At 61.4% G+C, this 19,556-nt stretch carries 11 protein-coding genes; 5 read left to right on the top strand and 6 right to left on the bottom strand.

Annotated elements, in window-relative coordinates; all coding sequences use genetic code 11:
- Positions 1-96: 96 nt before the first annotated feature.
- The 5 genes from SFU85_00370 to SFU85_00390 all read left to right on the top strand — a co-directional run bounded on the left by SFU85_00370 (position 97) and on the right by SFU85_00390 (position 7,922).
- Entirely contained in the window at positions 97-2,592 is a 2,496-nt protein-coding gene (locus tag SFU85_00370) for a hypothetical protein (GenBank protein ID MDX6765223.1), read from the top strand.
- A 2-nt stretch (positions 2,593-2,594) separates the two neighbouring features.
- Positions 2,595-3,188, top strand: coding sequence for a hypothetical protein (locus tag SFU85_00375; protein ID MDX6765224.1), 594 nt, complete (start codon positions 2,595-2,597; stop codon positions 3,186-3,188).
- Positions 3,189-3,379: 191 nt separating this feature from the next.
- Positions 3,380-5,086 carry a hypothetical protein gene (locus SFU85_00380; protein ID MDX6765225.1) on the top strand — a complete coding sequence of 569 codons (1,707 nt, stop codon included), beginning with the start codon at positions 3,380-3,382 and terminating at the stop codon, positions 5,084-5,086.
- Positions 5,087-5,120: 34 nt separating this feature from the next.
- On the top strand, positions 5,121-5,852 hold the full coding sequence (locus tag SFU85_00385; GenBank protein MDX6765226.1) for a prepilin-type N-terminal cleavage/methylation domain-containing protein: 732 nt from the start codon (positions 5,121-5,123) through the stop codon (positions 5,850-5,852).
- Positions 5,853-5,909: 57 nt separating this feature from the next.
- Positions 5,910-7,922, top strand: a complete 2,013-nt coding sequence (locus SFU85_00390; GenBank protein ID MDX6765227.1) for an alpha-amylase family protein — start codon at positions 5,910-5,912, stop codon at positions 7,920-7,922.
- Positions 7,923-7,991: 69 nt separating this feature from the next.
- Here SFU85_00390 and SFU85_00395 read toward each other — a convergent pair whose 3' ends face one another.
- The 6 genes from SFU85_00395 to SFU85_00420 all read right to left on the bottom strand — a co-directional run bounded on the left by SFU85_00395 (position 7,992) and on the right by SFU85_00420 (position 19,533).
- Entirely contained in the window at positions 7,992-8,231 is a 240-nt protein-coding gene (locus SFU85_00395) for a hypothetical protein (protein MDX6765228.1), read from the bottom strand.
- Between the two features lie 830 nt (positions 8,232-9,061).
- Positions 9,062-11,476, bottom strand: coding sequence for a fibronectin type III domain-containing protein (locus tag SFU85_00400; protein ID MDX6765229.1), 2,415 nt, complete (start codon positions 11,474-11,476; stop codon positions 9,062-9,064).
- 174 nt (positions 11,477-11,650) lie between these two features.
- Positions 11,651-12,925 carry an acetylxylan esterase gene (locus tag SFU85_00405; protein ID MDX6765230.1) on the bottom strand — a complete coding sequence of 425 codons (1,275 nt, stop codon included), beginning with the start codon at positions 12,923-12,925 and terminating at the stop codon, positions 11,651-11,653.
- Positions 12,922-14,784, bottom strand: coding sequence for a glycoside hydrolase family 36 protein (locus tag SFU85_00410; protein MDX6765231.1), 1,863 nt, complete (start codon positions 14,782-14,784; stop codon positions 12,922-12,924). The genes SFU85_00405 and SFU85_00410 overlap by 4 nt, the downstream gene beginning before the upstream one ends.
- An 89-nt stretch (positions 14,785-14,873) precedes the next feature.
- On the bottom strand, positions 14,874-17,756 hold the full coding sequence (locus SFU85_00415) for a glycosyl hydrolase (GenBank protein MDX6765232.1): 2,883 nt from the start codon (positions 17,754-17,756) through the stop codon (positions 14,874-14,876).
- A 106-nt stretch (positions 17,757-17,862) separates the two neighbouring features.
- On the bottom strand, positions 17,863-19,533 hold the full coding sequence (locus tag SFU85_00420) for a hypothetical protein (protein MDX6765233.1): 1,671 nt from the start codon (positions 19,531-19,533) through the stop codon (positions 17,863-17,865).
- Between the last annotated feature and the right edge of the window lie 23 nt (positions 19,534-19,556).

Below are 19,556 nucleotides of genomic sequence, written 5' to 3' on the forward strand. Positions count from 1 at the left end.
TGCGACCGAGCCCATTCTCCCCCTCTCCCCTTCAAATCTGACAATCCTGTGACTGAATCGTCCCCAACCACCGCAACGAAACCTGACACACCACCTGTGGAAGCACCATGGAAACCGACCGCCATGCCGGACAACGGATTCGAACAGGCGGAGTCGTCTTGGGATTTTTCCGCCGCCGAGGGAACGGCCCGCATCGCACCCGAGGCCGCACGCTCGGGCACGAAAGGGCTGCGAATCGAGAGCCGGCACGATGACAAAAATGCCTTCATTCTCGGACCCAAACTCCAAGTTGATCCGGAGTCGGCCTACCGGCTTACTTGGCAGGCGCGGGTCGTCTCTGGTGCGGGCACCAACATCTACCTGCGCTTTCTGGGCCCAGATGGCGCCGAATTAAGCCGGGAAGAAGGCCGGATCGGCACCGGGAAACCCAGTGAGTGGAATCCGGGTTTCGTCAACGGGATGCCCCCGATGCGCGCGGTCTCATTGCAAGTGCTGATCCAGCGACCAGGTTTTCGTAGCCCGAACTACGTGATTGATGTGGACGACCTCGAACTCCTGAAGAGGCCCATCGTGATCGCGGCACCCTGGCGGGCCACTTACAAACTACGTCCCGAGGATAAGAACCAGCTCACCGCAGCGGACGTGGTCGGACCGGACGGACTGGTTTACCCGGATTTTACCTACGCCGGGCTTCCGGGCGGCATTCCCAAACTGCCGGTCGCTGCGCGGATGGCCGATCTCGGCGTGCGCGACGGCGACAGCATCGCAGCCCTGTTGGAGCAGACGGCGGCGAGGGTCGCGGCTGAAGGTGGAGGCGCAATCGAACTGGGAGAAGGGACTTTCTATCTCGACGAACCGGTGATGGTTTTTGGAAACAAAGTGGCGATTCGTGGAGCCGGACGCGAGAAAACACGTTTGATCTTCCGCTACCATGTGCCCTACGGCAACGTGCGCTTTTTCCGGTTGAAAGAAGGCCAGCAAATCGACCAGGGCACGTCCATTGAATTTCACGCCAATCCGCGCGATCTGGTGGCGATGGAATTGAAAGCAGGAGACAAGAGCCTGTCCCGGAAAGTGCGGGCGGATCATTGGGGCAATACTTTTGCCCTTCGCATCAGCGGGAACCAAGTGCTCGGATTGCTCGGTGAAGGGGAACATGGGCTCACCGCCATCGCAGAATACCAAAACGGCGACCGAGCCGAGGCGACCATCCGACTTCGTCTAACCAAAGGATTCTCCGGTGAGCCCTCACCGGACCAACTGGGGGCGATCAATTTTGTCGGCCGCGGCCAGGTCTCCAGTCCGAAACCGCTGGTAGCCGACGGGCGCCGTGGCGACCAGGTGATCCGATTGGCGGACGGACATGGATTCAAGCCCGGCGACAAAATCAGCCTGGTGGCACCGGCCAGCGATCGATGGAAGAACCTGGTCGGACACCACTCCCACTGGAAAATTCAAGCGCAGAACCTGTACCAGATCGACTCGGTGACCGGAGGCAAACTGACGCTGAACCAGCCCCTGCGGGTGGAGTTTCTGGTTGAGGACGGCTCGTATGTGGTCAAATTCACCACACTCAACATGGGCGGGATCGAGAACCTGCACTTGGAGCAGATGGTGGTGCCCGGGCAGCCAGCACCCGGCCCGCGCATCGGGCATACCCTCTGGCACGCCATTGACGACCTGTGGACCACGGGCGTGAACACCCAGAACGTCTGGGGTTTTTGGATGCACGATGTGACCGTGCGCAACGTCGGGCGCAACTCGGCCTACTTCCTGATGTCAAAGCACATCGAAGTGCGCAACTGTCTGTTTGACGAAGCGATTTTCAAGGGAGGGGGCGGCACCGGCTACATCGGTTTTGACCGCACCTGGGACAGCCTGATGGATACCGTGGAGGTGCGCGGCATGCGGCATGCGCCCAACCTCCAATGGAACTCATCCGGTAACGTGATCCGCAACGGCCGCTTCCTCGGCAGCGACGGCCAGTGGCACGCGGGGTGGACACACGAGAACCTGCTTGAAAACAACTTCATCGATGCGCGGGGAGGCGACGGCAGTTACGGACACGGTCTCTATGCATCGGGCCCTTGGAGTGGCATCCATGGCCCGCAGGGCCCACGCAATGTGGTTTACGGAAACGATGTCATGGCCCGCAAAGACTGCCTGCACATGCTGGGAGGAAACGAAGCTTGGATGATCCTGCACAACCGCTTCGTCTCCGAAAACGGCCGCGCGGTCTATGCGCGGGAAAAAAGCTTCGATCATATCATACGCGGCAACGTTTTTGTGCTCCGCAAGGCGGTTAAACCGGCGGTCCTACTCGGTGCCGACAGCGTGGGTGTGGAACTCTTCCACAACACTTTCTTTGGCGTGACAGCTCCATTGGTCGAATTTGCCGGTGGCCGCACCCATCTATTGCGCGACGAAGGCAACACGCTGGCATCGGACGTGCCCTCCACCTTGCCTGACCGTCCGCAGCCGGCGGAGCCTTCTATTTTTCAGTGGCAGCGCGACCACGCCCCTGCCATCCGCGCGGCCGCTGCTACACGAATTTCCAATCCCACTACAGAACAAAAACCCAATCCTAACTAACCATGAGAATTAACGCATCCGTCACCCGCTTGTTCTTGGCAGCGTTCTTGATCCAGACGCCGATCCACAACCAAACCCAAGCCGCCGATCTCAATATCAAACCAGAAGGCTGTCCCACCGCCGTGACTCTGGAAGCCGGGGGGCGCAAAGTCCCCACATTGAAATTCGATCCTACAGCGACCACACTGCATTTCCTGCCAGTCGCAAAAGAAGAACAAAATTGGGCGGGAAAAAGCTACCTCAACTTGGAGTTATTCAATTCCAACCCCGGTCAGACGGAATTCGTGGTCCTGCTCCGTGACGGAGCGGACACCAAGGCCGCCGATCTCTTCCCCCGGGTCTACTTTTGGACCAAGGTCAAAGCCGACTGGCAGGGATGGAAAACCTTTTCTTTCCGGCTCGACACTTTTTATCCTTCAACCGGCGCCACCGAAGCCAGCTTGTCGCCTCCCCCCGTTTCGATTTGGCAGATCATCTTTAGCAACCAACTGGGACCGTCCGACCCCGCAGTAAACACTTGGGGGGTTCCCGTTCCCAACGGCCTCGATCTGGGCTTGGGCAAAATTTCCGTCTCTGCTTCGCCATCCTATAAATAAAATGGGGACCAGCCTTTGAATAACCGACCCCACTTTCATATCCCCATCGAACCTCCTGAATGCGCGGATTGCCGCCCATCAGTATGAAAATCCTCTGCCGAATCATGACCTTGTTTGTCCTAGCCTCTGGCCCCATTCCCATTGGGCTCTCAGGCAGCATGGCCCAGACTCCGGCTCAGGCTCATTACAAGATGGATCCGCCCCGCTCCGCCCCGCCAGTCTCCCAGCTGTTGGAACAGGCCATTTCCATCCGCGAGCGGCGATTCAATCCCGAAGTGGGATTTATCTCCGCCAAAGGCGGCGGTCCGGGCTACCACACGCGCACCACCAAAGACCAGACCGTCCACCACATACACGATACCGCCCAGTACGCGCAGTTGCTCCTGATGCGCGGGCGGCCGGAAGACGTGACCCGCGCATCAGAGATCCTCTCCAAGCTGGTCGACCTGCAAGTCACCGATCCCGGTTCGAAGTTCTACGGTCTGTGGGGCTGGTTCGTGGAGGAACCTCCTGAAAAAATGGCACCGGCCGATTGGAACTGGGCCGATTTCATCGGCGCACGGCTTGCGGAAATCCTGAAAAATCATGCGGCGCCTCTGGATCCCGCACTCGTCGTGCGCCTGCGCGAATCACTCCGGCACGCTTCCAATTGCATCATCAAACGCAACATTGGGCCGGGCTACACCAACATCTGCGCCATGGGGGCCGCCGTCACTCTGGCCGCTGGAGAAATTCTGGACGAACCCTCCTTTGTGGACTATGGCCGGCGTCGCATCTCCGCCCAGCGTGTTTCTTTTGAGCGCAACGGCGGAGTGCCCGAATACAACAGTCCCGACTACGGCGTGGTGCTCATCCAAGAATTGGAGCGCATCCTCCGACTCGTCGAGGACCCAGCCGCCCGCGCCGATGCGGAGTGGATGAGACAGAAAGCCTGGATCCTTACCGCAGAACAGTTCCACCCGGGGACGGGCCAGTGGGCGGGCGCCCAGAGCCGGGCCTACAGCGGTCAATTGCGCGGCTCGCTGGCCCTCTATTTGTGGCTTCGCAGTGGAGTGCCACCCCGGGGAGTCGAAACCATGCCTTTCAACGCTTTTCCAGACTTGTTGGATAACCGGACAGAGTTCGCCTGCCCTCCGGAGGCGGTCATGCGTTTTGCCCGTCTCCCTGCCGATCCCCATGAAGTCCGCCAAGTCTGGATGCTGCCCCGGGGTTCCATTCCGGAGGTCGCCCTCACCAGTTGGTTCACAGCCAATGCCTGTCTGGGTAGCATCAATGAAGAAACCACCTGGGTTCAACACCGGCCTATCACAGCGTTCTGGGCGACGGACTCAGGCAACACTGCTTCTTTCCGGGTCAACCTCCTCAAGGATGGTAAAGAATTCGCCTCCGGAAGGCTGCGCATCCGGCAGTCCGGCCCCCGCCTGTTGGCAGTTTTGGGCCTGGCAATGGGACAGGGCGACTGGCATGTCAGTCTTGACCGCCCCAAAGACGGCGTCTTCCGAGCCTCGGATCTACGACTGCGCTGCCTGCTTGAATCCCCCGGTGCACAGGTGGAGTCTTTGCCGTCAGGGACATGGACGCTCGGCACCGGCAGCCACCGAATGGCCATCCACCCGGGAGAAGTTCTTTTTGACGGCCAACCCGGTCGCTGGGCGAGCGGGAGCGATGCCAAGGGTGCCTTTGTCGATGCGATTTTACACACGGGCAGCCCGGTTTCATTCAAGCCCGAGGCACTGGGAGAAACCACCGCGGCTTTCGGCCTCGAAATGCTGACAGCGGCAGAATCCCCATCTCCCCAGCCCATCTCCTGCCAGGCGCTGGAAACACATCGCTCATGGCGCTGGCAACCCGTCCCGGGAGACGTTCAAGCACCCCGCCACCTTGCCCCTCTTCCCTAAAATCTCTTCCATCCTAACCACAAACACATACCTTATGACATCAACTCACCAAAAGAAAACTCTTTGCTCCGCCTTCACACTTATCGAATTGTTGGTGGTGGTGGTCATCATCGGCCTCCTCGCCGCACTGGGCATTCCCTCGATCAACAGCGCACTCAATCGGGCCCGCACCGCGGAAGACATCAACAAACTCAAACAAATTGGATTGGCCATGTCTGCATTTTCATCTGAAAACGGTGGACGCCTTCCCAATGATGACATCCGGCTGCCGCCCCCGGTCCCGCAGACGGAAGCCTATGTTTGGGCCGAATCGGTGGACCGCTACTTTCCCCCAATCGCCAGCTACTGGAATCGCACGAGTTACAACTGGGTCAACCGACCCAACAGCCCCTTTTTCAGCCGGGCCTGCGACCCCTATCCGGGGTTTTCTCCCGGATCGCAGTACAAACTCTGGACCCGTCCGATCGCCTTTAGTTACAACAAATACACCAACGACCCTCAATGGGATGGATACATCAACCGCATTCCCAATCCTTCGAAAACGGTGGTCGTCGCCGAAATCAATGGACTCAATACCCTCCCGATGAGTCCCGACCAAGCTCCCAGTACAAGCAGCAAGGTGCAGGCCAGTTACCGCGTCTCCCGCCCAGGCAACAAAGCGCTCTATCTTTTTGCAGATTACCATGTCGAGGAGCTTGTAGGGGACCGCGGTCTCAATTACTACAATTCACGACCCAACGAAACCAACATTTGGAAGTGGTGGTAAGTGTCGGGTCCTTTTTTGTCTTTGGCGCAAGCATCCAATTTATCCGGCCTTTCTGATGTGAACCATCCGCTCTTCACACACCAGCGCCAGGTCCACCTGGATTTCCACACATCGCCCCACATACCCGGTGTGGGCGCGGAATTTGATGCCCGGGCCTTTGCCTCGACGTTCAAGCAGTCGCACGTCAACAGCGTCACGATCTTCGCCAAGTGCCACCACGGGTTCACCTACTTTCCCTCAAAAGTCTGTCCGGTCCACCCCCAGTTGTCCCCATCCCACCCCGACCTTCTCGGAGAACAAATCGAGGCCCTGCACCGGGAGGGCATCCGTTGCCCGATCTACCTCACGGTCGGCTGGGATGCCCTTTCGGCACAAATGCATCCCGAATGGCGGGCCCTGTTCCAGAACGGCCACTTTGCCGACTGGCCTTCGCCCCAGCCCGGTGGATGGAAATTCCTCAACTGGTTGCATCCGGCCTATCAGCAACATATCGAAGATCTCACCCGCGAGGTGCTGGAGCGCTACGGGAGCGAAGTGGACGGTTTTTTCTACGACATCTGTTTTTTTCCGAAGGGAGCATGCTGGTCTCCCGAATCACGCGAGTTCCGGCAGCGATACGGATTGTTGGATGATTCCTCTGCCGGACACGAGCGCTTCCTGGCCAAGGCGCAGGAAGTATTCTCCAAGCGTTACAGCGATCTCATCCGTGCTGCCCGCCCCGAGGCCACGGTTTTCTTCAATGCCGGTTCCGACAGTTTCCTTGAACCGGGACTCGGTGCCCGGGCGCGCTATGCCCACATGAGCCACATGGAAATCGAGTCCCTGCCATCCGGATTCTGGGGCTACTTCCATTTTCCACGCCTGGCACGCTCCACCGCCCACTGGGGTAAACCATGGTTGGGCATGACCGGGCGGTTCCAGACCATGTGGGGGGACTTCGGCGGCATCAAACCCCAGGCCGCACTGGAGTTCGAATGCTTCCGCCCGCAGGCCATGGGGGGGGCGAATTCGATCGGGGACCAACTCCATCCCCGCGGCCAGCTTGATATGGCGGCCTACGATCTCATCGGCGCCGTCTACCAACAGGTCGCCGCAGCAGAGCCCTTTTATCACGGATCGGAACCCTTGATCCAGATCGGCATCGCCACCAGTGGCACCCCGGGACTGGACGCCAACCTGACGGCCCAATCGGACGAAGGGGCCATTCAAATGTGCGAAGAGGCCCATTACGAATGCCAGTTGCTGGACGCGGAAGATACCCTTCAGGGACTCGATTTGGTCATTTTAGGCGACAGCACCACCCTCACTCAAGACTTTGCCAATCGCCTGCGCCAGTATTACGAGAATGGGGGGCATCTCCTCATTTCCCACCAAGGCGGCTGCGCGGCCGACGGACGATGGTTGCTCGACTTTCTGCCCATACGGATCAAGGGAAAGGCCGAGGCCTATCCGGCCTACTGGCGCGCCAAGCCTGCATTCTCCTCCACGCTCGCCCGCAGCGACCGTGTTTTTTACCAGCAGGGCCTGGTTGTGGAAGCGGGGGAAGGCACCGATGTGTGGGTCGAGCGCGTGCTTCCCTACTTCCAGCGAGATGATGTCCATTTCTGCTCCCATCTCCAAACCCCGCCCCGCCCGGAATCCAGCGGGCAACCAGTCGTCGTGGCCAGTCAGAGGTTCGTTTATTTCGCCGATCCGCTTTTCCGGGAATACCGCAAAGCGGGAAACACCGCAGCCCGCGATGTCTGGCGACTGGCCGTGCGCCACCTGATCGGATCAGCCCCCTTTGGTGAGGGTCTCCCCAGCACCATCCAAGTCTATCCCCGCCGACGCGGCCCGGACCTGATTCTGACACTGCTTCACTACATCCCGCTGCGCAAGGCACTGGACATTGATCTCATCGAGGAGCGCATGGGCTTTGCCAACGAGCTGCTTTGCCTGCCTCCGGGGGCCAACCGTGTTCAACTGTTTGGCGGAGCTCCTCTGGAGCAAACCGGCCCGAACCAGTGGAAGTTGCCCGCCGGAATCAAAGGAAGGCTCCTGCTGGAAGTGCCTGGCTTTTTTCAAAGATAGGACCAAGTTCCATACCCATTTTCAGCCCACTCTCTTTGACCAACCGAAGGCCGAAGTGTTTTTTCTGTTTTAGATCGTCGCCTGTTTTTGCAAATAGAGACCGAGGGCGAGGATCAGAAGGGCGTTGAGTTGGTGCAGCGAACCCAGGACGACGGGGATGTGACCCAGGGCAGCCAGGGTGGTGGCGGTGCCCAATACCACTTGGACGAGCAGCAGGAAGACGAGCCATCCTGCGGGCTGACGGAGTCGGGCCGGGCCGCAGGCGATGATCCAACCGGCCAGGACGCTACCCGCCAGGAAAACCAACACCCCCAGCCAAGGTAGGTGAAGGCGATGACGGTGGTGTTTTCAAAGAAATTGCGCCAGATCGGATTGATCCACGCCGAAGCCGCAGGCAACCAAGCCCCCGAAAGATTGGGGAAGGTGGGGTGTGCCATGGCGGCTTTCATTCCGGCCATGAATCCCCCATAGATGATTTACAAAAGAAGCAGCCGCTCCCAATTTGACAGTCCCCTGCCCCAACATCCCGGGACCCCACCCTCGCCCGTCGTCGGCGCAAACCTTGGGTGAGGATCTCGAGGGCCAGCCAGAGGACCCAGGCAAAGAGAACCAAGGCAAGGCCTAGATGGGCGGCGAGGCGTTAGGGACTGACGCTGAGACAGTCGACCAGCCCACTGGCCATCATGAAGCATCCCAAGGCCCCCTGGAGACCACCGAGAATAAAGAGCACGAGAAGACGCCTGTGCCAGCCGCGGGTAATACCAAATCCGATTGATTGGGCGCAAAAGCGCCCCGGAGGGCCGCATGCTGTGCGGCTTGGTCGCAGGGCCTGCGACCCTCCGATTGATATAGGCACATTCAACATGATTTGGTATGATCCATCCACGCCATCAGAAGACGACCAAGGGCACGGCAAAGATCACCCCGATCATCCGGTCCCAGTAACGGTGGACCTATTCCCACCAGCAGATGTAGCGGAATTCCTCCCCCTTCATATCTGGGAAGAACAATCGGATCATGCACAGCAATGAACCGCCGCGCTCCATCCTCATGCCAAGCACGCTCCATGTGGGCGCCACCACACGGGTGGGAACCCAAAACGCTTGAGCGCCAAGCTCGCGCTTCCGCGCCCGCCCCGACTACCAGCCGCGGGCCTGGATTTCCGCCGCCAGGGTTTCGGCGATGATCTGCTGTCCGGCGTCGTTGAAGTGTACGTTGTCGTTCAGGCTGCGCAGGCTGGGCGGCGGGCAATCATCGGCACGGAAGGCTTGTTCCTCGACCGTGTCCAGCGCCCCCATGACGATGGGACTGCGGATGTCCACGAACTCATGGGGAAATTCCTTTTTCAACAGGCTGTTGAGGTTGATGGTGTTCCAATAATAGGAAACCCCCGGCCCCTCGTTCCCACCATTCGTGACCGAGACGATCAGGAAACGGCCATCGAGGGCTTTGATCTGACCGACGGCCTCGCGGAGATCGGCCAGAACCTCATGTGGCCGGCCGTTGTTGTTCCGTCCCATCCAGAAGATGAAGGTGTTGCCATCGCGGTCGGTGTGGGTGCGGAGGGTGATCGAGGTGGGACCGCCGGGATGGACCCAATCCAGGACAAACGGCCCCCGGATCGCGGTGGGGGCGCTGAAATTGGCCGCGAGCGAGACGACGGTGGAAGAAGGCGGCCCGAGGACGGCCCCGCTGTAGTTGTAGACCATGGTGAGGGCCGGCCCGTCCGGCGTATCAGCAAGGGAAAAGCCCCCGCTGTCGGCATCGCGCACATAATAGAGGCGTTCCCCATAGAGACCGGGAGGGGCGGCCCCGCGCCGGAAGGAAACAGCCGTTCCATTGCCATAGGGATGCCCGGCGGAGGCAAAGCGGCCACTGGGAGCGGTGGTGCTGGCGGTCACGGTGAATTGGGTGTCGGCCTCAACCAGGGAAAACCCGCCGGCATCGGCGTTCTGGATGTAATAGGTCTTGCCGACAATCAACGGCAAGGGCAGCGGTCCGGCGGGGAAGTGAACCACGTCGCCATTGCTGTATGGGTGGCCCGGGGAGATGAGCCGTGAGGGATTGGCCGTGCGGTTCGAAGTGACAGTGGCGGAGAGCGGGGTCGAAGACTCGCCGATTTTCACACCAAAGTTGAAGAACTCGACTTTGGATACGTTGGCGATGGTGGCGGAGTAGGAAGTCCAACTGCTCCGGTTGGACGTGTTCATGATGCGGGAATGCGTGGTGCGCGAGGCGACCAGACGAACGGGGGTTCCAGCCAGTGTGGAGACGGCATAGGCGGGAATCGGGCTGGTCAGGGTGACCCCACGGAGGCGGTCGGCAATCTGGAGGGAGGTATCGCCCCCGATACCACAGTTCTGGACCGTACGATTTCCGGGAAGCAGGACCTTGAGCTTGTCGACGTAGGTCCCGGGATTGCCGGTCAGGCTGTCGCCCCAGCAGGTGATGATGGCCGAGGGGGTGGCAGGTGAAGTCGTGCCCGGTGTCAACCGATAGAAACGGGCGGCAGACCCTCGCGCATCCGTGGCGCTGCGGGTGCCGTTGCCAGCGGTGGTGCCCAGGGTGGAATTCCCCCAGGTGGCGAGGTCGGCCGATTCTTCCAGACGAAGAGAAGCATCCAAGAGGCCGGATTGTTCGGGCCACACCAGCCCGACCGAGGCCGGGGCGGCGCTGATTTGCAGGCTGGCAGCATCCGGCGACCAAGGGTCGGTCCCCAGGAGGTATTCCAGCAGGTTGTTTTTTCTGTCGCCATCGGGATCGTCGGTGGTGCCTCCGGCCACGGCACGCCAGCCCCGGTCCAGGCCACGCGCCACGCGCCACTGCTCAAAGGTGGTGAAAGCGGGCGCCGGGCTTTGGGGAGCGAGCGGCACGGCCCGGATTTCGGTCTGGTTCTGCGAAGCGGTGCTGCCTTGATAGGCATTGACCCGGAATTCGTAAACCACGCCGGTCGTCAGACCGGAAACGGTATGCGCGGTGGTGTTGGCCGGTAGGTTGTCGATGGTGGTCCAGGAACTGTTCCCCGCGGCACGGTATTGCACACGGTATTTGGTCTCGTTCTCGAAGTTGTCGACCCAGTCTAGCCGGATGGCGGTGGCATTGACCGACAGGGCGGTGGTGTGGAAGGGGGACGTGTTGGTGAAGGTCTCGTTGTCGACCACGGTCACCGTAGCCGAAGCGGGAACGCCAGCGCTGTACCCCGCACCCGGCAGGACTTGGAGGACCACGGTGTCGTCGCCGGTTTCTTCGTTCGGATCGTTGATCGGCAGCAGAGGCACATCAAGCGTGGCATTGCCGGCGGCAAAAGTGGCCGTGGCCGGGAGGGCTTCGAAGTCCTCATCGGCAACGCCCGTGCCACTGGTCGCGAGGGCCACCGTCAGCGGTTGGGAAGTGTCGCCCGTGCGGGTCAGACGGAACAAGCCGGGATAAAGGCCGGACTCACTGGCATCGGGGTCGGGAGCAGTCACCGTGACTGTCTGGGCCGTGAGAACCCCACACCACACCACGGAGAAGACCCCAAGCGCCGTGCTCGAACGCCAAAAAGAAAAAGTCATTATTGTAGTTTAAGATACCGTCATCTACTTGCAATTTCATTCCTTAATGGTCGTTATATTTCATTCTTTTGCGCAAAAGGTTTTAGTATATCCGGATGTTACTTCTCCCTGCTTGTATGATGCAGAGGGAAGTTGGATGCAAAAAAAGTGGCGTATCGGTTCACTCAAGCAAACTCAGGGGGCAGGCAGGAAGAACACCTCGGAGCTGGAAACGAGTCCCCGAGCGTCGGTCACATTGAGGAAGCAAAAGCGGACTCCCCGGACTAAAGGGACCTCGACTTTTCCACCTTGGATCGGCAGGGACTGGGTCTGCCAGGCTTTTTTTTCCCAAGGAGATTCGGCATCGGTGCAAAAAATCAATTCCAGCCGCTGGATGGGACGGGGGGATGAATAGAGGGCACGGAAGACTCCGCCATCCACTGAGGAAGAATGCACCGAAGGCAGAGGATCTGCTCCACAAACGAGACTGTTGGCGAAAGCCACGACTTCTGGTGGGTCACCTTCCGGAGGATGCCCGTGTTTCATGCCCACGCGCAAACAGAGGGTGCGACGACCGGGGTCGATCATCCGGTGACTGGCCTGCCAGGCAGGTATCCAGAAAAAATGGTCGTTGGTTCCATTGACCCAGAGCATGGGGATCCGCGCCCGCGGAAGATAGAGGGAGGCGTCCCATTGCTCCCGCCAGAAGGCGGACAAAGAGGGAGGCAACCCGGCCAATTTGGCGGCGAACACCGTCTGCCCATAATCACCACAGCCGTAAACAGGAATGGCAAAGCTCAACCGGGGATCGGTTCCGGCAAAAAGGCAGGTCAGATATCCCCCCCATGAGATCCCGGTCACCCCGGTGCGTGCGGGGTCGACACAGGGTTGGGCGCGCAGAAGCGAATGGGCCCGGACCGCGGCGGTCAGGGCATGGAACGGCCACTGGTCCACAAGGGGCTCCGCCAGCTGCGCGAATACCGCACTCCCACCCGGTGGGCCGCCCACCGGGTTGCGCGAGCGGGGGTCGCCCTCGGGCTGTGGCAGCGATCCACTGGTGTCGAAGGCAATGGCCGCGTATCCCCTTTCGACCCAGAGGCCGACCCAGGAAGCGAAGGCGGTACCGCCGCCGCCGTGGATGAGGACCACGCCGGGCACGCGGGTTCCTTCGGGGACTTTGGGCAGACCCAGCCAGGCAAAAACGCGGGTGGGCTGGCCACGCCACGGGGCCCCTTCGAAAAAGAGCGGACTTACCAAGGGATTCCCGGAAGAGAAACCCTCGGCGGGGAACACCCGCGGAATCCTCCCGAGTTCATCCGCCGGCACCACCGGCATGGGACCGGAAGACGCGGCGGACAGATGGACAAATGCAGCGGCCGCGAACAAGCCAAGAATCGCAGGGAAGCGGATCACGCCGCTCCTGCCCGGAGAAAGCCGCACGGCGACCCCTTCCACACAGCACCGTCTCATGGCGTTTTCCTCCAAACGAGTACCCGTCCGGAAGTGGGCGGCAGCAGGATCTCGGTCCGGCCCCCGGATCTCTCCAAGGACTGGCCTGTCCAATAGTCGGACAGGGTTCCGCCCTCGGGAACGGCCACGAAGCGCGCCCGCAGTGCCGATTCCCAGTTCAGGAGGAAAAACCACTTCTCGTCGCCGTTGTCGAGAACCCCTTCTTCGAGACGGTCGTCGGCGAACCGCGCCGCCCGGCCCGGAGCACCCAGGGCCTTGGCGAGAAACGCCCACCTGGTCCGGTCGTAATCCACCAGCCGGTCGCCTGACAGAAGCATCCCACCGGTGGCGAGGGTGGCGGCCAGATGGAACGAAAGACGGTCCTGGGTGATGGCCTCGTTCACGCGTTTGACGCCGTCCGGACCCTCCAGGGGCGGCAAACGGGCCGGGTCCACCGGTTGGGGCAGCAGCAAACAGTCGGGGTCATTCCACCAGAGCCGGCCGTTCATCCAATTGCGCAGCAGGTTCTGGCGCGCCACCCGCACAAAGCCCGGGAAGGAATGCCCGATGTCGTACGAGGTGCGCGAACCGTGGATGATTCCAAGCGAAGGCCAGTAGGCGTGGTTGCAACCCAGAATGAACGCATCCGGTCCGGCGCCCTCGATCACCGCACGCATGCCCATACGATAGGCCTCGACGCTCGAGGCCGCGGGATCGTACCGGCGCCCAAACGGCAGGGCGCCCCACGCGTTGGCGTCCAACTTGAAATAACGGATGCCCCACCCGCGCATGGTACGGAAAACCTGTGTGAGGTAGGCCCGGGCCCCGGGATGGGTCCCGTCGAGCATGTACCACGGTCCCTGTCGCCAACCGGGGAAGGTCACCCCTTTGGTGCTGAGGGGGCGACCGGCGGCATCCCTAACGAACCAATCCGGATGTTTGCGGAAGAGTTCGGACTCGGGTGAAGCAATGAAGGGGGCGACCCAGATCGCTGGCACAAAGCCCGCCTCGGAGATCGTGCGGCAAAGGGCGGGGATCCCTTCGGGGAACAAGCGGCCGGATTCCAGCCAATCGCCCATCCAAGGTTGGTAGCCGTCGTCGATTTGCACATAGCGCAGACCGGGCAAATGGGTCTTCATCGCCGCCAGATTGTCGGCCACAATCTTTGCGCTGATGCGGGGGCCGTAGCCGTACCAGGAACACCACCCCGTGGGCCGCTCCGGCCAGGGCAGGCGTGGATGGCTCTTTGCGATCGCCCGGCCGAAGGTCTCCATCAGCTTGTCGGCATCGGGGCCCGAAACCACCATCAGATCCTCCAGGGTCCATCTGGCCCCGGCCTTGAGTACCAACCCCTCGGTGGCCAGAGAAATCCGCAAGCGTTCCGCATTCCAATGCAAGCGTCCATTGAAGCGGCGGCAGGAGGTGAACCCGATGAGCACGGGCCGGCCGTCCTGCGGCCGGAGCAGGGTGTAATTGTATGTGGTCGCGAAACCCTTCAGTCCGGGCAGGCGGTAGTGGGCTTCGTCGGTGTAAGGATCACCGGGGAGGGGCTTGGCCAGGGTGCCGCCCGTGGAGCAGAACATGCTGAACCCTTCGCCATAAAAGGGAGTTTCGGGCAGGAACCCGTGGTCGAATTCCGCCAACACGACAGAGTCGAGGGCGAGGTCGGAGGAGCCGGTGTTCTCAAGGGTGAAACCGAGAGTGCCCTCGCCTTGCCGGACGATGAGGCGCAATCCGTTCCGCACCTCCGTACCATCGAAAGCGATTCCAAACACCGTCCCCCCGGCGATGCGCTCGAGGAGTGCCCCGGCAGCGGGTGATCCGGCCGCGGCCAACCGGAGGGGCACCGCCGACCAAAGCATCAAGACCAACGCCACCATGGCAGCGCGAATATTGGAAGAATGAACATGGCAAGCCGTCGGAGGACGTTTCAAATGGGTCATAGGGTTGGGGTGGATTGGGCGGTTCTTCACCGGTTCGAAGTGGGAACGGGAACCTGGATCTCCAGAACCACCGGGCCCAGAAGTCCGGCGGGAATCAGAGGCGAATCTTTGGTGAAATAGTTCCAAGTGACGAAGCACTTGCGCCCGGTGGAGGGCCGGGGGAGGCCTTGGAGAACCCAATCGGGAAAACCAACGAGCGGACGCCCGACAAACACCTTGTCCTTGCCCCAGGTGCGTTCTTTCCCCAAAACCACGTCGGCGGGTTCCTGCTCATCGCCGATCAGGCGGTTGTGCCAGGTGTTTGAGACGGAAACCTCCAGCGTGTTCCCGCCGGTCTGGATGGCCTGCGAGACCTCGACCCGGTATGGGGGACACCAGAGCGTGCGCAAATCGCGGCCGTTGAGACGGACGCCCGCCAGGTCGCGGACGTCGCCGAGATCGAGCCAGACCGGACCCTTCTGGGTTTCCCCGGCGGACCAATCGAACTTTGTTCGGTAAACGGCGGTCCCGGAGAAATAGCGGATGCCGGGGTCGCTATGATCCGACCAGGAAGCCAATTGCGGAAAAACGGCCTGTCCGGGAGCGCCCCATCCGGGGGTGAAGGACACTTCCCATGGGCCCTTGACGGGCAGCGGCCGGGTGGTGATGGCCGGGACCGGGGTGGCAGAAAGCCCGGCGGTTGGCCGGCGAAAGACGACAAAACAGGAATGGCCGGCGGCCAATTCGAGTGCGACCTGCGTGCGATCACCATCCACACGCCAATCGCGGGCCGGCTTGCGCGAGCCCTCCTCCGCGTCCCAGATTTCCGGCAGGCGTCCAGTGATCCGGAACGAGAGTGAGGCGCGCACCGGTTGGTCAGCGTCCGAGGAAACGAAGAACAGATCCGTGCTTTCCTCCTCCACGCGGCGGTGAAGGACCCGGACGTTGGCCGAACCTTTGTCCTGGCTCACCATCGGACGGTCCAACCCCAGATCACGCAGGGCATCCTGGGTGTTTGTCGAAGGATAGACCCGGCCCGAACCGACACGCACCGGACCGGGAGCACCGGGGGCCCGACCCCAGAGTTCGTCGGCGAGTGTGTTGACCTCGGCATCGCTGGAAGGGTAATCCCGCAGACTGGGAGATCGGGTGGGACGGGGCGAGACCAACACCGCCCCGTCACGGACCAGTTCGAGCAACCGGGCCACCTGTTGGGGCAGGAGCGCCCCCCCGTGGTTCCAGGTCAGAACGCGGTAGGAACGTCCGCCGGGTGTGAGGATGTGCCCGTTATCCACCCGCAGCTCGTCCAACACATGCGGGGGCACCACATCCCCTCCCCCCTCCGGCCGACCGATGCCAAGCACGTCCACCGGGGTGTGGCCACGCTGCAGAAGAACCTGAGTGCGAGCCAGGTAGAGGAAAAACTCCCGCCCCTGGTCGAGCCAGGTCTGGTGGCGTCCGAAGTGCACCCCCCACCAACCCATCCCGAAACCGGGCACGAAGCGGTCATCGAGCGGTTGGTGCACCCAGTGGTGGAGCACGAGGCGGTTCACCCCCGCGCTGAAGGCCCCGTCGGCGGAACGCCGCAACCGTGCCGGGGTTTCATCCCAGCGGCTGTTCACCGGCAGACCGGTGAAGGCCTCGGCCGCGATGATGCGCCGACCAGCGGCCCTCGCAGCCGGCACAATACCCGCCGAAATACCCCCCGAACTATGGTTCCAAAATTCCCCCATCGGCACGTCGGCGAGGGCTGCACCGGCCACGGTGTCGAACGGCCCGCTGTAGGGTTCGAAGTGCAGTTCCAACCCCTCGCGATGGACCATATCCCTGGCGGGCTCCCATCCCCGGGTGCGGTAGAGTTCCTCCACCACATCGCGGTAGTCGTATTCGAAGCGGGCCGTTTCTTCCTCCGTGCCAAGAATCCGGCGTTGCCTGTTCTGTTTGTCCCCGGTGAGGATCTGCCCAAGGGTCACCAGCCAGGGCACCGGATCATAACCCTTCATGCGGCGGAACTCCTCACGGAAGCGCGGGGTCCAGTTCTGGTCCCCCGCTTCGTAGCTGTCGATGAGCACATGGCGGAAGGACCGCCCGAACTCGGGCCCCAGACATGCGCGCAGGGGCTGGAGAACCTGGGTCCAGTGGAAGCGGGTCTGCTCCGCGCTCATCTTGTCCGCCTCCATGGCCAGGCCCAGGACATCATCGGGCACAGGATGGGGCGTCGCCCCGGTGGGGGCATGGCCGAAACGATAGATTTTCCATGCCCCCAACCCCGGAGGCACTCTCCAAGTCAACGTGCCATCCTCTGCCATCCGTTCAGAGATCAACCGCACTTTGTCCCGGGTAAGGTTACCTTCCGCAGGCACCGCGAGGACCACGATGTCGCGAAAATAGGTGATTGGGGCCTTGGTCCCCCCACCCCATCCGCGGTAAGGGGGGATTTCCGGACGCGGCAGGGTGAAAGTTTGTACCCCCTCGCCTTGGACAAGAGTTTCACTCCAAACGAGTCGCTGCATGCCACGCGTCTGATCGATCCAGGGCCCCCCGGTGGTGGAGTAGCCGACTGTGTTGTGGAGGCCGAGTTCAAGCCCGAGTCGGCCCGCCTCACGGGCGGCATGGCGCATGGCGTCCCAATAAGCGGGACCGCGGTACGTGTTTTGCGGCCAGGGCGTCTTTCCCAAGGGGCTGCTGCTTTCCTGCACGCCGGAGGTGATATTGAAGATGGTGGCGCCACCGATGCCTGAATCCTTCATGGCTTCGAGGTCCTTGGTGATTCCTTCCTTGGAAAAGTTGGGACCCATCCAATGCCACCACACATAGGGCCTGACCGAGACGGGGGGCCGGTCAAAGTCCTCTTCGATGCCGCCCGCGCAAAGCAGAACCGGCATGGCCAGAAACCCCACCAAGCCCATCATTTTCCAATGCCCGCTCATACGCCCTGATCCCACAGTCCGTTCGGCCACCTTTTTCCTTTCAAGCCGTTGAACATACCGTTTATGCTGTCATATGGTTAGGCCACGGCGCGCGGATGCGGATGAATCATCGTTCCGTGATGCGAAAGGTTTGGGTGACGATCTCAGCCATCTTCACGGAAGGTTCCGTGGAACGTCCCCACTGCCAGGCCGCGATGTTGACCTCGACCGGGAACTTGGACCGCGGGGGAATGCGGGTGAATTCGAGTTGCTCCCCCTGGACAACCGCCGGACCCGAAACGACAAAGAACCGCACGGGAAGACCCGAATCGGAAACCGCCTTGAGCGCCAGAGAGGGCGTGCCAGCCGGGACGTCCGGGATGGGATCAAAGGTGATCTTCTGGGGTTTGCCGCTTTTGTTCCGGATGGCGCCGCGCAGATCCAATCCGGCGGGCTGGACCACGCCCCGGATCTCCGCGTTCCCCGGATGCCGCAGGGCGATGTAGGTCGCCCCACCCCCGAGCCAAACACGGTCGACCGATATCCGGAAACGTCCATCTCCCAAAGCTTCGATAGGCCCACACAACCACTCGAAGACGGGTTCGCCGGGAGCGCGGTCGAGTTTTTCCCCGGCGTTGAGAAACCCCTCGGGGATGGACTCCGCCATGCCGCCGCGGACGGTGAAGGTCAGGCCGTCATCCTCGTAGGCCAGCTCCTTCAAATTGGTGATCCCGTTGAAATCGTGGGGCAGGACCTTGTTTTCCTTGTCCAAATAAACCGGCAATTGGGTCGCTGCTTTCCAGTTGATGGCCGCGATGGCCTGGGCCTCCTGGGCGGAGGCTTCGTCGAAATACCAGGGCAGCGCGGCGGGCTTGTCCGCGCGCTGCACCGGTTTGTTCTCATGACCGGGAACGGGCAGGTCGGCCAGATAACCGCTGGCCAGGGCGACCGGCTTGAGCACGGGGGAACCATCATCCGACAGGCGGGCCCGGACCGCGCACTCGATGTAGTGCACGAGGTAGGCGGTCAACCTTTCGGAACAATCAAAGTGCCCGCTGTGGCCGTCGATCACATAACTGAGCGGCCACTCCGGATTTCTGGCGCGCTGCTCGAGGATGCCCTCATAGGTCTTGCCGATGTCATTCCACTTGGTCCGGATATCGCTCTTGTCCTGGGTCCATTCCTGGGCGGTCCCGAAAACCACCAGGGCGGGAACCTGGCGGTTTTTGGGCGGCAGGTGGCTGTTCTTGAGCCAGATGCCGGCGATGCAACGCTCCGGCCGGTTCTCGACCAGGGCATCGACCATCAGGAGGTGTCCCGACTCGCCAATGGGCAGCCAGGGCACGGTGGCGATCTCATCGTATCCGGAAGACCGGGCCAGGCCGTCGAGTTGCTGCTGGAGGAAATCGACGGTGGTCTGGATTTCGTCCTGCATTTTCTTTCCTTCCGGGGTTTTGCGGAAGTTCATGAAACTGGGCACGCTCCAGACGATGGCCAGATCAAGGGCGGCGCAAACCTTGCGGATTTCCTCATGTCCGACCAGGCGGTGCTCCGGCACGTTGGCGCAGAGGATCAGCAGTCCCCTCACTTTCCGGCAATTCTCGGGAATCCAGAGATAGGAGGTGGCCTTGGAGGGCTGGCCGTCACTCCATGCGGTGCAGGTGCCGTTCTGCATGAACTGGAAGACCTGGTTGACCGATGTCGGGGGCGAAGCAGCCGCCCGAAGGAGCGGCGCCGGCCACAGGAAGGCCAGGCCAAGAAGGAGACACGAAACAGGCGCAGAGAGGAATCGGTTCATGATTGGCTCAAGGATTTTGGGAT

The organism is Candidatus Methylacidiphilales bacterium (genome assembly GCA_033875315.1).
Taxonomy (GTDB): Bacteria; Verrucomicrobiota; Verrucomicrobiia; order Methylacidiphilales; family CAZTYG01; genus JANRJG01.

Bases quoted from the DNA above. Each gene is read 5' to 3' on its own strand.
- SFU85_00375 (MDX6765224.1), top strand. From the start codon at position 2,595: ATGAGAATTAACGCATCCGTCACCCGCTTGTTCTTGGCAGCGTTCTTG.
- SFU85_00380 (MDX6765225.1), top strand. From the start codon at position 3,380: ATGGATCCGCCCCGCTCCGCCCCGCCAGTCTCCCAGCTGTTGGAACAG.
- SFU85_00385 (MDX6765226.1), top strand. From the start codon at position 5,121: ATGACATCAACTCACCAAAAGAAAACTCTTTGCTCCGCCTTCACACTT.
- SFU85_00400 (MDX6765229.1), bottom strand. From the start codon at position 11,476: ATGACTTTTTCTTTTTGGCGTTCGAGCACGGCGCTTGGGGTCTTCTCC.
- SFU85_00405 (MDX6765230.1), bottom strand. From the start codon at position 12,925: ATGAGACGGTGCTGTGTGGAAGGGGTCGCCGTGCGGCTTTCTCCGGGC.
- SFU85_00410 (MDX6765231.1), bottom strand. From the start codon at position 14,784: ATGGTGGCGTTGGTCTTGATGCTTTGGTCGGCGGTGCCCCTCCGGTTG.
- SFU85_00415 (MDX6765232.1), bottom strand. From the start codon at position 17,756: ATGAGCGGGCATTGGAAAATGATGGGCTTGGTGGGGTTTCTGGCCATG.
- SFU85_00420 (MDX6765233.1), bottom strand. From the start codon at position 19,533: ATGAACCGATTCCTCTCTGCGCCTGTTTCGTGTCTCCTTCTTGGCCTG.